The organism is Streptomyces griseus subsp. griseus (assembly GCF_003610995.1).
Lineage (GTDB): Bacteria > Actinomycetota > Actinomycetes > Streptomycetales > Streptomycetaceae > Streptomyces.
The window spans coordinates 771,528-784,968 of the sequence record NZ_CP032543.1 but is presented as its reverse complement, the minus strand read 5'-3'; the positions used below and the strand labels follow the sequence as shown (position 1 = coordinate 784,968).

At 73.5% G+C, this 13,441-nt stretch carries 11 protein-coding genes and 3 pseudogenes; 9 read left to right on the top strand and 5 right to left on the bottom strand.

The features are described 5' to 3' along the window. Positions 1-483: 483 nt before the first annotated feature. A pseudogene (locus D6270_RS03535) lies at positions 484-1,398 on the top strand (elongation factor Tu); the annotation flags it as partial. Between the two features lie 71 nt (positions 1,399-1,469). Then, positions 1,470-2,315, top strand: a complete 846-nt coding sequence (locus D6270_RS03530; protein WP_109166770.1) for a spermidine synthase — start codon at positions 1,470-1,472, stop codon at positions 2,313-2,315. A gap of 77 nt (positions 2,316-2,392) precedes the next feature. Here D6270_RS03530 and D6270_RS03525 read toward each other — a convergent pair whose 3' ends face one another. Continuing rightward, on the bottom strand, positions 2,393-3,529 hold the full coding sequence (locus D6270_RS03525) for a DUF8017 domain-containing protein (RefSeq protein ID WP_109166771.1): 1,137 nt from the start codon (positions 3,527-3,529) through the stop codon (positions 2,393-2,395). A 155-nt stretch (positions 3,530-3,684) separates the two neighbouring features. On the opposite strand from D6270_RS03525, the gene D6270_RS03520 reads away from it, so the two are divergent. Further along, positions 3,685-4,122, top strand: coding sequence for a DUF4442 domain-containing protein (locus D6270_RS03520; RefSeq protein WP_109166772.1), 438 nt, complete (start codon positions 3,685-3,687; stop codon positions 4,120-4,122). Positions 4,123-4,208: 86 nt separating this feature from the next. On the opposite strand, the gene D6270_RS03515 is transcribed toward D6270_RS03520, so the two are convergent. Next, a complete protein-coding gene (locus D6270_RS03515) occupies positions 4,209-4,739 on the bottom strand; it encodes a gamma carbonic anhydrase family protein (protein WP_109166773.1) in 531 nt (176 codons plus the stop codon). A gap of 161 nt (positions 4,740-4,900) precedes the next feature. On the opposite strand from D6270_RS03515, the gene D6270_RS03510 reads away from it, so the two are divergent. Both D6270_RS03510 and D6270_RS03505 read left to right on the top strand, forming a co-directional pair. Continuing rightward, positions 4,901-5,650, top strand: coding sequence for an acyltransferase (locus D6270_RS03510; RefSeq protein WP_109166774.1), 750 nt, complete (start codon positions 4,901-4,903; stop codon positions 5,648-5,650). A gap of 62 nt (positions 5,651-5,712) precedes the next feature. Then, positions 5,713-6,267: a YbaK/EbsC family protein gene (locus tag D6270_RS03505; protein ID WP_109166775.1), complete on the top strand. Its 555-nt coding sequence runs from the start codon at positions 5,713-5,715 to the stop codon at positions 6,265-6,267. A 6-nt stretch (positions 6,268-6,273) separates the two neighbouring features. On the opposite strand, the pseudogene D6270_RS03500 reads toward D6270_RS03505, so the two are convergent. Then, positions 6,274-6,784, bottom strand: a pseudogene (locus tag D6270_RS03500) (AAC(3) family N-acetyltransferase); the annotation flags it as partial. A 99-nt stretch (positions 6,785-6,883) separates the two neighbouring features. Continuing rightward, positions 6,884-7,291: a CoA-binding protein gene (locus D6270_RS03495; protein WP_109166776.1), complete on the bottom strand. Its 408-nt coding sequence runs from the start codon at positions 7,289-7,291 to the stop codon at positions 6,884-6,886. Between the two features lie 74 nt (positions 7,292-7,365). On the opposite strand from D6270_RS03495, the gene D6270_RS03490 reads away from it, so the two are divergent. The 3 genes and pseudogenes from D6270_RS03490 to D6270_RS03480 all read left to right on the top strand — a co-directional run bounded on the left by D6270_RS03490 (position 7,366) and on the right by D6270_RS03480 (position 12,337). Beyond that, positions 7,366-7,992, top strand: coding sequence for a YigZ family protein (locus D6270_RS03490; protein ID WP_109166777.1), 627 nt, complete (start codon positions 7,366-7,368; stop codon positions 7,990-7,992). Between the two features lie 174 nt (positions 7,993-8,166). Then, positions 8,167-9,336, top strand: coding sequence for an exonuclease SbcCD subunit D (locus D6270_RS03485; protein WP_109166778.1), 1,170 nt, complete (start codon positions 8,167-8,169; stop codon positions 9,334-9,336). Beyond that, positions 9,333-12,337: pseudogene (locus D6270_RS03480) on the top strand (AAA family ATPase). The gene D6270_RS03485 and the pseudogene D6270_RS03480 overlap by 4 nt, the downstream one beginning before the upstream one ends. Positions 12,338-12,350: 13 nt before the next feature. Here D6270_RS03480 and D6270_RS03475 read toward each other — a convergent pair. Beyond that, a complete protein-coding gene (locus tag D6270_RS03475) occupies positions 12,351-12,797 on the bottom strand; it encodes an Lrp/AsnC family transcriptional regulator (RefSeq protein WP_109166780.1) in 447 nt (148 codons plus the stop codon). An 88-nt stretch (positions 12,798-12,885) separates the two neighbouring features. Here D6270_RS03475 and D6270_RS03470 point away from each other — a divergent pair, with 88 nt between their 5' ends. Beyond that, positions 12,886-13,398 (top strand): rhodanese-like domain-containing protein, encoded by a 513-nt coding sequence (locus tag D6270_RS03470; protein WP_109166781.1) that lies wholly within the window; start codon positions 12,886-12,888, stop codon positions 13,396-13,398. The last annotated feature ends 43 nt before the right edge of the window (positions 13,399-13,441 follow it).

The following is a 13,441-nucleotide window of genomic DNA, read 5'->3' as shown; positions in this document are numbered from 1 at the left end:
TGGGAGACCTCTCCACGGTCTCGGACTGCAACATCGAGATCCGTCGGCACCCTCACGAGGGGGACCGATGAGCCGCGCCGTGTTCCGCAGCCTCGTACACAGGATCGCCGCCCACCCCGACATCCCGCTGACGTACACGGCTAGCTGTGAGTCGTGCTCGTGGAAGGCTGAGCCGTCGGCCGATGGGGAGGCCGTCGACGTGGCGTGCATGGGGCATAGCGGACGGAGCAACCACCGGCAGTTCACCCGGACCGCTACGGGACGGGCGTTCGTCGTGCGTGAAGGGGAGGACCCGAAGCCTCCGACTCCCTAGACCGCACGCTGTAGCTCGTCACAGCACGCGTGCGGGAGCGGGCGGGCCCGTGGTCGACATACCTGGCCCGTCCGTTCCAACCCCGAGCCCCGTCTTCCACCCCCAGGGAGGCGGGGCTTTTGTGTTGTTGCAGGTCCAGCCGCTGCTAGAGTCTATGACAGGGTACGCAAGCCACGTACATCAAGAACATGGTGACGGGAGCGGCGCAGCTGGACGGGGCGATCCTCGTCGTCTCCGCTCTCGACGGGATCATGCCGCAGACCGCCGAGCACGTCCTGCTGGCCCGTCAAGTGGGCGTCGACCACATCGTCGTAGCCCTCAACAAGGCCGACGCGGGCGACCCCGAGCTGACCGACCTGGTGGAGCTGGAGGTGCGCGAGCTGCTCTCCGCGCACGGGTACGGCGGCGACACCGTCCCCGTGGTCCGGGTCTCCGGGCTCAAGGCGCTGGAGGGCGACCCGCGGTGGACGGCGGCGATCGAAGGGCTGCTGGACGCCGTCGACACGTACGTGCCGATGCCGGTGCGCTACACCGACGCGCCGTTCCTGCTCTCCGTGGAGAACGTCCTGACCATCACCGGCCGGGGCACGGTCGTCACCGGGGCGGTGGAGCGCGGCACCGTCCGCGTCGGCGACAAGGTCCAGGTGCTGGGCTTGGAGACCGAGACGGTCGTCACCGGTCTGGAGACCTTCGGCAAGCCGATGGAGTCCGCCGAGGCCGGGGACAACGTGGCGCTGCTGCTGCGCGGTGTGGAGCGCGACCGGGTCCGCCGCGGCCATGTCGTGGCCGCGCCCGGCAGCGTGGTGCCCAGCCGCCGGTTCACCGCGCGGGTCTACGTCCTGTCGACGAAGGAGGGCGGCCGGTCGACCCCGGTCACCACCGGATACCGGCCGCAGTTCTACATCCGCACGGCGGACGTCGTCGGTGACATCGACCTCGGCGAGGCGGCCGTCGCGCGCCCCGGCGACACGGTCACCATGACCGTGGAGCTGGGCCGTGACGTCCCGCTGGAGTCCGGCCTCGGCTTCGCGATCCGTGAGGGCGGCCGGACGGTCGGCGCCGGGACGGTCACCGGCCTGCTCTGAGGGCCGCCGCCGCCCGTCACCCCTGGACCCGGGGGTGACGGGCAGAGGTGTGCGGAGGCGACAATGGAGGGGTGAACGAGCCGATACCCGTCATCCGCGAGGTGGACTGCGGCACCGCCCGGCTGCTGCCCGACGTGGACCGCGACCGGGCCTGGCTGCTCACGGTCGACGACGCGCCCCAGTCCTACGTGGACCTCGACGACCCGGCGTACCTGGAGTTCGAGTACGTACGGCGCCTCGCGCACGTCCTGGACTGCGCCGCCCCCGCCGGCGCCCCGCTGGACGTCCTCCACCTCGGCGGCGGGGCGCTCACTCTGCCCCGGTACGTCGCCGCCACCCGCCCCGGCTCGCGGCAGGACGTCGTCGAGGCGGACCGCGAGCTGCTGCGGATGGTGCGGGAGCACCTGCCGCTGCCCGACGGCAGCGCCATCTCCGTGCACGCCGCCGACGCCCGGGCACGGCTGGAGGCGGCACCGGCCGCGTCCGCCGATGTGATCGTGGCCGATGTGTTCGGCGGCTCCCGGGTCCCGGCCCACCTCACGTCGGTGGAGTACGCGCGGGCTGCCGGGCGGGCGCTGCGGCCGGACGGGATCTACGCCGCCAACCTGGCGGACAGCGCGCCCTTCGCCTTTCTCCGGTCCCAGCTCGCCAACTTCGCGGCGGTCTTCGCGGAGCTGGCGCTGATCGGTGAGCCGGCGGTGCTGCGCGGGCGGCGGTTCGGCAATGTCGTGCTGCTCGCCTCGCACACCCCGATCGACACGGCGCCGCTCACCCGCCGCTGCGCCGGCGACGCCTTTCCGGCCCGGGTCACCGAGGGGCAGGCGCTGGTCCGGCTCATCGGCGGGGCCCGCCCGGTGGCGGACGCGGACGCCGTCGCCTCGCCCCGGCCGCCGGACGGCGCCTTCACCATCGGCTGAGCGGCACGGCGCCCGCCCTCCGGCCCGGGGGACAGCGTTCCCGGGCCGGAGGGCGGGCATCAGCGGTGTGAGCGGTGTCAGCCGGTCGGCTTGTCGGCCGTGAGGCGGACCGTGCTCAGGATCTGCTGGATGGTGGTGTCCGGCAGCTCGCCCTCGACACCCTTGGGACCGTAGAGGACCCAGGTCGAGAACTCGTCGTTGCCGTTCTTGAACGAGAAGGCGATCGACTTGCCGTCGGTGTCGCACTTCTCCTTCTTGGCCAGACCGGTGGCGGTGGCGGTCACGACGCTGCCGGAGAGACCCGACTTGGTGGTGAACGGCTTGGCCGGGTCGATCTTGATCTTGTCCTTCGAGTCGCTCTGGGCGTACGCCGCCCATACCCAGGTGCCCGCCTCGGCCCGCGCGGCCTCGTCGGAGTTCTTCGCCCCGCGCGCCCCCTTCGTCCCGACGCCCGCCAGCTCGGTCTCCTCCTCGCGGCCGTCCTTGTCGGAGTCGTCGACGCACCATTTGCTCTTGTAGTAGGCGGGCGCCGAGAAACCGGCGACGGGCTTGCCCGTGGGGTTCTTGGCGTCCTCGAAGCCCGCGAACATGCCCGAGCTGGAGACCTCCCAGTCGCCGGGCACGTCGAACTGCGTGCCCCACTTCGGGTTGGTGACGACCTTCCAGCCCGGGATGAGGGGCTTGGGGTCGTTCTCGGAGCCGCGCGGGTTCTCCACCGGAGCGGAGCTCGCCTCCTCCGACACGCTCGGCTTCGCGCTGGGGGAGGCGGACTTCTTGTCGTCGGCGACGGTCGATCCGCCGTCGTCGTCCTTGTTGTTCATCACGATGACGCCGGTGACGACGGCGGCCACGACGACAGCGGCCGCCGCGACGACGGCGATGACGGCCGTCTTCTTCTTGCCGTCGTCCGGCTTGGGGCCGCCGGGCGGACCCGGCACCGCGTACTGCGGGACGGTCGGCTGCTGGTACGGATTGGGCTGCCCGTAGCCGGGCTGTCCGTACCCGGGCTGCTGTCCGTAGCCCGGGTGACCGGGCTGCCCCTGCTGCCCGGGTGGGTACCCGGGCGCGCCGGACTGCCCCGGCTGCTGGTCCTGCTGCGGATATCCCGGTTGCTGATAGGGATTCGGCTGCTGGTACCCCGGCTGCTGGTACGGGTTCTGATTCGGGTCCTGCGGGTTCTGCTCGCCCCCGGGCGGCTGCTGTCCTGGCCACATGGCCAGTAACCATAGATGGGTGGCGTGTGCACTGCTACGCCCGCCCCTGTCCCAGTGCTGTCCCGGTGCTGTCACAGGGGGGTGCCCGAACCGGGGACGGGGATGGCCAAATCAGGCTACTCACGAGTAACCTTCGGTCCATGAGCGCTGAACAGATGTCCGTCGGCGAGATGCTCGTCGCGACGGTCCCGATGGCCCGGACCCTCAACCTCGAATTCCTGGAGACGACCGCCGAGCGCGCCGTCGTCCGGCTGCCGGACCAGGCGGACTACCACAACCACGTGGGCGGACCGCATGCCGGAGCCATGTTCACGCTCGCCGAGTCCGCCAGCGGCGCCATCGTCATCGCCGCCTTCGGCGACCAGATGTCACGGGCCGTGCCGCTCGCCGTCAAGGCCGAGATCGGCTACAAGAAGCTGGCCATGGGCGAGGTCACCGCGACCGCCACCCTCGGCCGCCCGATCGCCGACGTCGTCGCCGAGCTGGACGCCGGGCAGCGCCCCGAGTTCCCCGTCGCCATCGAGATCCGGCGCGCGGACGGCGCGGTCACCGGCGAGATGACCGTCGTCTGGACCCTGCGCCCTAACAGCTGACGCCCACGGGCGCATGTTCCCGGGGCCGCCGCCCCTCCGGTCGGGGAGGGAGCGGCGGCTTGGGCATGTATGTCTCCGGCCGGGGTTCAGCCCCCGTGCGCCGCGCGGTGGGCCTTGGCCAGCTCCACGTAACCGGCCGCGTTGAACCGGATGCCGTCCAGCTCCTCCTCCGTGAGCGGCCGCCTCACCTTGGCGGGCACACCCGCGACCAGCGACCCCGGCGGCACCCGCATCCCCTGCGGTACGAGCGCCTGCGCCGCGACCAGCGATCCGGCGCCGATGTGCGCGCCGTTGAGCACCGTGGCGCCCATCCCCACCAGGACGTCGTCCTCGATGACACAGCCGTGCAGCACCGCGTTGTGGCCGACCGAGACCCGCGCGCCCACGGTGAGCGGGAAGCCGGGGTCCGTATGGACACTGCAATTGTCCTGGATGTTGCTGTCCGGGCCGAGCGTGATCGGGCCGCAGTCGGCGCGCAGCACCGCCTGGTACCAGACGCTGGAACCGGCGGCCAGCGTCACCTCCCCGATCACCACGGAGGTCGGGGCCACGAACGCGTCCGCGTCGATGTCCGGCTCCTTGCCGCCCATGCCCGTGATCAACGCCTGTTCCGCCATGGCCTGCTCCTCGGTGGTCCGGTGTGCTGCTCCTGGGGCCTGCGATCGGGATCGGGCCGCCTCACACGGTAGGCGACGGCTCCCCGCGTACGCCGGGGGTAGGGCGAACATCACAGGTCACCGCACGGATCGCCGCCACCCGCGCCGACTACCGTGAGCCCGTGCCGAAGAACCGAAACACGTTCTCCTTCCTCGCCCGCCCCCACCGCCGCGTCGCCTCCTGGGCGGTCCACCGCATCTGGGCGTGGGCGCAGGGCGCGGGTGCCGTCACCGCCGCCCGCCCCGGCCGGCTGCGGTTCGGCGGGATCGGGGAGGGGACCCGGCTCGCCTTCCCGCAGGGCACCGTCTTCGGCGAGCCGTGGATCCAGCTCGGCGGACACTGCGTCATCGGCGAGCAGGTGACCCTGACGGCCGGGATGATGCCGGACCTGGACCTGGGGCCCGAGCCCATCCTGACGCTGGGCGACGGGGTGGTGCTGGGGCGCGGCAGCCATGTCATCGCCGACACGACGGTGACCATCGGCTCGGACACGTACTGCGGTCCGTACGTCTACATCACCTCGACCAACCACAGCTACGACGATCCGCACGAGCCCGTGGGCAAGCAGTGGCCCCGGATGGAGCCGGTGGAGATCGGCCCCGGCTGCTGGATCGGCACCGGCGCGGTGATCCTGCCCGGCGCCCGGCTGGGCCGCAACGTGGTGGTCGCGGCGGGCGCGGTCGTCCGGGGCGAGGTCCCCGACCACGCGGTGGTCGCGGGGGCCCCGGCCCGGATCGTACGGAGCTGGGACCCGGAGCAGGGCTGGCAGCCGCCCCTGCGCACGCCGGCCCCCGTGCCCATCCCGGAGGGCGTCACGTCCGAGCAGCTGCTCGCGCTGGCCGACCTGGAACAGGCGCCGGACGCCCCGTGAGGCACACCGCCTGCCGTGAGACGGCCAACCGGCCTCCCAACGCGCGCTGTTAGCGTGACCGTATGCGCGCACCCATCGGCACCTTCGAGGATGCCTCCCCCGCCTCGGAACGACTCGACCTGCTGCCCGCCCCCGTCGCGGCGGCCCTCGTCGCCGGGTGGGGCGACATCACCGCAGACCGGCTCATCCACGTCGACACCGACCCGGCCGTCGCCGACACCGCCGTCTTCGTCGAACACCACGGGGCGGACCTGCTGGACACCTCCGCGAACTGCGTCGTCCTGGCAGGCAAGCGCGGCGGGGAGACCACCCTCGCCGCGTGCGTGGTGCTCTCCCGCACCCGGGTCGACGTCAACGGCGCGGCGCGCAGGCAACTCGGGGCCCGCAAGGTGTCCTTCGCCGCGATGGACACAGCGGTCGGCGAGAGCGGCATGGAGTACGGCGGCATCACCCCGATCGGCCTCCCCGCCCACTGGGCCCTCCTGGTCGACCCCGCCGTGGTGGACGAGGAGTGGGTCCTGATCGGCAGCGGCAGCCGCCGGGGCAAGCTCATCGTCCCCGGCAAGGCGCTCGCCGCCCTCCCGGGCGCGGTGGTCGTGGAGGGCCTGGGGGTCTGAGGCCGCCTACCGGTGCTCCGTGAGCCACCCGGAGGCGAAGCCGACGCCCGCCCGCAGCCGCAGGAGCCTGCACGGTGCGGACCCGGGCAGAGCCGTCCGTACGTCACCGGGGCCGACGGCCTCCTCGAAGGCGGCGCCCCGGGCCCCGAAGTCGCCGTCGTGCGGGGCGGCATCCTCGTACGCCCACCACTGCCGCATGCCCGCGGGGTCACCACACAGCGGCAGATGCGCAGCGGAGGGCCGGGTCTGCGGTAGTCGCCCAGGTGGAAGGCGGTGCAGGTGGCGTAGCCGGGTGCCGGGCAGGAGATCCGGGCGCCGGCCTCGTAGAGCCGGGCGGGCGGGGAGTCCTCCCCGAGGTCGCAGTCCGGCCGGTTCCCGGCGAGCAGTTTCCCGGCTGCGGGCCGATCGCGGCGAACGAGGTCTGCGGGTGGCCGCTGCGCTCGGCCCCCGCCGCCGTCCGGCCGGTCTCGGCCAGGGCGCCCACCGAGGGGGCGGGGGTGGTCGCCGGGTCACCGGGGCGCACACCCGGCGCGGACAGCGCGGCGGACAGCCGGTCGCCGTCGCGAGGATCGCTCACGGCGGGGAGCCTTCCCCGCCCCGGGCGCCGCCCACACCCCTACCCCAGGCGCGGAATCTCGATCGCCGGGCACCGGTCCATCACCATGTCCAGCCCCGCCGCCCGCGTCCGCTCGTACGCCTCCGTGTCCACCACGCCGAGCTGGAACCAGACCGCCTTCGCCCCCACCGCCACGGCCTCGTCCGCGACCCCGCCCGCCAGCTCGCTGTTGACGAACACGTCCACCACGTCCACCGGGAACGGGATCTCCGCCAGCGAGGCGTACCCCTGCTCCCCGTGCACCGTCTCGGCCTTCGGGTGCACCGGCACCACGCGCTTGCCGAAGCGCTGGAGCACCTGCGCCACCCCGTAGGCGGCACGGGAGCGGTTGCCGGAGAGGCCCACCACCGCCCATGTGTCACCCGAGTCCTGAAGAATCCGCCTGACCGTCTCTGCCTCTGTGCTCATGCCGGGACAACGGACGGCCACCGCCCGCCATTCCCGCCGGGAGGCGCCGGCGCCGCGCCGCATAGGGTGGACGGATGCAGGAGCAGTACCGGACCGTCGCCCGCGCGGGTGTGCACGAGAGCGAGATCAACCGATCGCGCTTCCTCTGCTCCCTCGCCCCCGCCGCCACCGAACAGGAGGCGCAGGACTTCGTCGCACGCGTCCGCAAGGAACACCCCACAGCCACCCACAACTGCTTCGCGTACGTGATCGGCGCCGACGCCTCCGTACAGAAGGCCAGTGACGACGGCGAACCCGGCGGCACCGCGGGCGTCCCGATGCTCCAGATGCTGACGCGCCGCGAGGTGCGGTACGTCGCGGCGGTCGTCACCCGCTACTACGGCGGGGTCAAGCTCGGGGCGGGCGGGCTGATCCGTGCGTACGGGGGAGTGGTCGGTGAGGCCCTCGACGCACTCGGCACCATCACCCGGCAGCGCTTCCGGCTGGCCACGATCCGCGTCGACCACCAGCGGGCCGGAAAGCTGGAGAACGACCTGCGGGCCACCGGGCGGGACGTGCGCGAGGTGAGGTACGCGGAAGGCGTGACCATCGAGATCGGGCTGCCCGACGCCGACGTCCCCGCCTTCACCGGCTGGCTGGCCGACGCGACCGCCGGCTCGGCCACGCTGGAGCTGGGCGGCGAGGCGTACGGGGACGTGTGAGGGCTCGCCGCCCGTGAGACGGGTCCCACGGGCGGCGAATTCCTGATCGATGCGGGATCGGGGCCCTGCGGCGTTAGCGTGGTCCGTGCCGGCGGCGGGATCACGGGACGCCCCGGCGGTGGCCCAGGGGCGGAGGACGACGTACATGCAGCTCACAACCGGTGGAGCGATCGCGTGAGGATGCTGCACACCTCGGACTGGCACCTGGGCCGGTCCTTCCACCGCGTCCCCCTCATCGACGCCCAGGCCGCCTTCCTGGACCACCTGGTGGCCACCGCCCGGGCCCGCGAGGTGGACGTGGTCCTCGTCTCCGGCGACGTCTACGACCGGGCCGTCCCGCCGCTCACCGCCGTCGGTCTCTTCGACCGGGCGCTGCACCGGCTCGCCGCCATCGGCGTGCCCACCGTCATGATCTCCGGGAACCACGACTCGGCCCGTCGGCTCGGCGTCGGCGCCGGACTCCTCGACCGGGCCGGGATCCACCTGCGTACCGACCCCGAGAGCTGTGCCACCCCCGTCGTCCTCACCGACGCACACGGCGACGTCGCCCTCTACGGCCTGCCCTACCTGGAACCGGCCCTGGTGAAGGACACCCTCCGCGCCCCCAAGGCCGGGCACGAGGCGGTCCTCGCCGCCGCCATGGACCGGGTCCGCGCCGACCTCGCCGCCCGCCCCGCCGGAACCCGCTCCGTCGTCCTCGCGCACGCCTTCGTGGCGGGCGGCGAACCCAGCGACAGCGAACGCGACATCACGGTCGGCGGGGTCGCCGCCGTCCCCGCCGGAGTCTTCGACGGTGTCGACTACGTGGCCCTCGGCCACCTCCACGGCTCCCAGCGCGTCACGAGCCGCGTCCGCTACTCCGGCTCCCCGCTCGCCTACTCCTTCTCCGAGGCCGACCACCGCAAGACCATGTGGCTGATCGACCTGGACGGCAGCGGGAACATCGCCGCCGAGGAACGGATCGACTGCCCCGCCGAGCGCCCCCTCGCCCGGCTCCGCGGCCGCTTGGACACCCTGCTGGAGGACCCGGCCCTCGACCGCCACGAGCCCGCCTGGGTCGAGGCCACCCTCACCGACCCCGTCCGCCCCGCCGAACCCATGGCACGCCTCAGCGCCCGCTTCCCGCACACCCTCAGCCTCGTCTTCGACCCCGAGCGGCCCCCCGAGGACCCGCTCGCCTCCTACGCCCAGCGCCTCAAGGGCCGTGACGACCACCAGATCGCGGAGGACTTCGTGGCCCACGTACGCGGCGGCAGCGGTCCCAGCGACCCCGAACGCACCGTGCTGCGCGCCGCGTTCGACGACGTACGGGTGGACGAGAGCGCGCGCGAGGTGTCCCGTTGAGACTGCACCGCCTCACCCTCACCGCCTTCGGCCCGTTCGGCGCCACCCAGGAGGTCGACTTCGACGCGCTCTCCTCGGCCGGACTCTTCCTGCTCCACGGCCCGACGGGCGCCGGGAAGACCTCGGTCCTGGACGCCGTCTGCTTCGCCCTGTACGGGGCCGTCCCCGGCGCCCGGCAGAGCCCCGGCGCCACCCTCCGCAGCGACCACGCCCCGGCCGGCCTGCCCACCGAGGTCACGCTGGAGCTGACGGTCGGCGGACGCCGCCTCGAAGTCACCCGCAGCCCCGCCCAGCCGCGCCCCAAGAAGCGCGGCGGGGGGTTCACCCAGGAGAAGGCCCAGAGCCGACTGCGCAGCTACGACCCCGGGCGCGGCTGGCAGGCACTCAGCAAGTCGCACCAGGAGATCGGCGAGGAGCTGGCCCAGCTGATCGGCATGAGCCGGGACCAGTTCTGCCAGGTCGTCCTGTTGCCCCAGGGCGACTTCGCCCGCTTCCTGCGCTCCGACGCCGAGGCGCGCGGCAGACTCCTCGGCAAGCTCTTCGACACCCGCCGCTTCGCCGCCGTCGAGGAGCGCCTCGCCGAGCTGCGCCGGGGCGCCGAGGCCAAGGTGAAATCCGGCGACGAGCAGATTCTCGCCCTCGCCCAGCGCATCGCCCAGGCAGGTGGCCCTGCGGCGGCCGAGGCCGTGCCGCCCGCCGACCGGCCGGGCGAACCGGGCCTGGCCGAAGCCATCCTGGAGTGGGCCGCGATCGCCCGCGGCGCCGCGCGGGAACACCTCGACATCGCGCACGCGGTGGTGGCGGAGGCGGAGAGCCGCCAACTGACCGCCCGCCGCGCCCTGGACGCCGAACGCGAACTGGCCCGCCTCCAGCAGCGGTACGCGGAGACCCTGCGGCGCGCCGAGGCGCTGGAGCAGCGGCGCCCCGAACACGACCGCTGCCAGGAGCGGTTGGAGCGGGCCCGCAAGGCGGACCGGGTCGCTCCGGCGCTGGAGCTGCGCGAGGAGGCCGAGCGGGCTCACCGGGCCGCGAGCGACGTACTCGACGGGACCCGGGCCCTGCTGACCCCGGAGCTGTCCGATGCGGGCGCCGACCAACTGGCCGAGCTGGAGCGGAGGTTCCGGCAGGAGCTGGGCACGCTCGAAGCGGCTCGCAAGGCCGAGGTGCGCAGCGCGCGGATCGACGAGGAGCGTGTGCGGCTGAACCGGGACGCCCGCGCCGACGACGAGATCGTCCGGGAGGCGGAGGCGTGGCTCACCGGCTGGGACGCCGCCCGCGCGGAACTCACCCAGCGCATCGAGACGGCACAGGAGGCCGCCACCCGCGCCGAACAGCTCGCCGGACAACTGGCCCCGGCCCGACGCCGACTGGACGCCGCACACCGTCGTGACGGGCTCGCCGCCGACGTGCAGGACGCCCGGGAGAAGCTCGCCGCCGCACGTGAACAGGCCCTGGCCGCCCATGAGTCCTGGCTCGGACTGCGCGAACGCCGGCTCCGCGACATCGCGGCGGAGCTGGCCACCGGACTGGTCGCGGGCAAGCCCTGCGCGGTCTGCGGTTCGGCCGAACACCCGGCCCCCGCGAGCCCTGGCGACGGCCATGTGGACCGGGCCACGGAGGAGGAGGCCCTCGCCGGCCACCGGTCCGCCGAGGAGGCCCGCGCCCGTGCGGAACAGCAGCTCGGACTCGTACGCGAACGGCATGCGACGGCGGAGACGGAGGCCCGGGGGAGGACTCCGCAGCCCCCACGGTCGCTGCACTCCACTCCCTCGTCGACCGGTTGAGCGACGAACACACCGAGGCCCACCGCCTTGCCGCCGGGACGCACGCCGCGCGTGAGGCGCTCGCCGCAGCCGAGCGCGAGCACGCCACGAGGGTGGAGCAGCGGCAGGAGGCCCGCAACAGGGCCGCCGCCCGCACCTCCGAGCGCGAGGCACTCGACCGCGAACAGGCCGGGCTGGAGGAGCAACTCGCCGTCGCCCGGGGCGAGTCGGCCTCCGTCGCCGCGCACGCGGACCGGCTGACCCGCCGGGTCGCGCGCCTTGCCGACGCCGCCGAGGCCGTACGCGCCGAACAGCACGCGGCCCAGCGCCGGAAGGAGGCCGACGACCGGCTCTCCGACGCGGCGTTCAGGGCCGGGTTCGACACCCCGCAGGCCGCCGCCGCCACCCTTCTCGACGCCGCCGCGCAGCGCGACCTCCAGCACCGCATCGACGTCTGGCAGGCCGAGGCGGCGGCCGTCGACGACCGCCGTAGCGAACAGGACGTGCGCGAAGCCGCCACCCGCCCGCCGGCGGACCTCGCAGCGGCCGAGAGCGCCCACGAAGCGGGGGAGTGGCTGCTGCGCGAGGCCACTTCGGCACGCTCGGCCGCGCGCGACCGGTGCGCGGAACTCGACCGGCTCTCGTGGACGGCGGCCGAGGAGGTCCGGCGGCTGGGGCCGGTGCGCCAGGAGTACGAGCGGGTCGCCCGGCTCGCCGGTCTCACCGCGGGGACCTCCGCCGACAACGAACGCAAGATGCGCCTGGAGGCGTACGTCCTCGCCGCCCGCCTCGAACAGGTGGCGGCGGCCGCCACCGCCCGGTTGCAGCGGATGTCCTCCGGCCGCTACACCCTCGTCCACTCCGACGCCCGCAGCGGTGGCCGCCGGGCCGGACTCGGCCTCCACGTCGTGGACGCCTGGACCGGCAGCGAACGGGACACCGCCACGCTCTCCGGCGGGGAGACCTTCTTCGCCTCCTTGGCCCTGGCGCTCGGCCTCGCCGATGTCGTCACCGAGGAGGCGGGCGGCGTACGCCTGGACACCCTCTTCATCGACGAGGGCTTCGGCAGCCTGGACGACCAGACCCTGGACGAGGTACTCGACGTGCTGGACTCGCTGCGGGAGCGGGACCGCAGCGTCGGGATCGTCAGCCATGTGGCCGATCTCCGCCGCCGTATCCCGGCCCGGCTCGAAGTGGTCAAGGACCGGCACGGATCGACGGTGCACCACCGCCTGTGAAGCCCTCGCCGGTTCAGCGGCCGATCGCGCGGCGGGGGAGCGGCGAGGAGTAGACGACGCTGGTGGTGACCGAACCGAGGGCGCTGATCCGGCCGGTCACCTCCTCCAGGTGGCGCATGGAGCGGGCCGTGACCTTGAGGACGAAGCAGTCGTCGCCGGTGACGTGGTGGGCCTCCACGACCTCCGGGGTGGTTTCCAGCAGGTCATGGAACGGCTTGTAGTTGCCGTGCGGATAGCGCAGCCGTACGAACGCGAGGACCGGCAGCCCCAGCCGCTCGGCGTCGACCACCGCCGCGTAACCGCTGATCACCCCGGTCTCCTCCAGGCGCCGCACCCGCTCCGTCACGGCGCTCGGGGACATGGCGACGGCGCGGGCGAGTTCGGCGAAGGTGGCGCGGCCGTCGCGCTGGAGGACATCGAGAATGCGCCAGTCGGTGGCGTCAGGGGAATAGTCGGTCACACCACCGAGAGAACATGGAGAACCCCGGCCGATCAAGGGGAGCGCCGGGGAATTCCTCTTCCCGGCCCCGGTCGACGGTCATAGATTCATGGTCATGTCCTCCCTGACCACGGCTTCCGCCGCCCCAGTCACCCCAGCCGCCAACTCCGTCCTGCGGGTCCCGCACGCCTCCCCGGCCGAGGCGGTCGCCCACTTCGGCGCCTCGCTCGCCTTCCACGCCGATGTCTCCGACGTCGCCGCCGCGCTCGCCGCCGACGGAGACCCGGGGTTCGTCGTGGTGGACTCCCGCTCCACCGCCTCCTGGGACCAGGGGCACATCCCCGGTGCGGTGCACCTGCCCACCGCGCTCATCCCCGAACAGGCTGCCCGGCTGCTGGACCCGGCCGTCCCGGTCGTCACGTACTGCTGGGGGCCGGGATGCAACGGCGCCACCCGCGCCGCCCTGGCTCTCGCCCAACTCGGCTACCCGGTGAAGGAGATGCTCGGCGGCTTCGAATACTGGGCGCGCGAGGGGCTCGCCTTCGAGAGCTGGGAGGGCGGTGAGCGGCGGGCCGCCGACCCGCTCACCGCGCCGGTCGACGACGCCGACTGCGGCTGCTGAGAGGCGGACCGGCCCCGGCTCCGTCCATCGGCCGGGGCCGGTC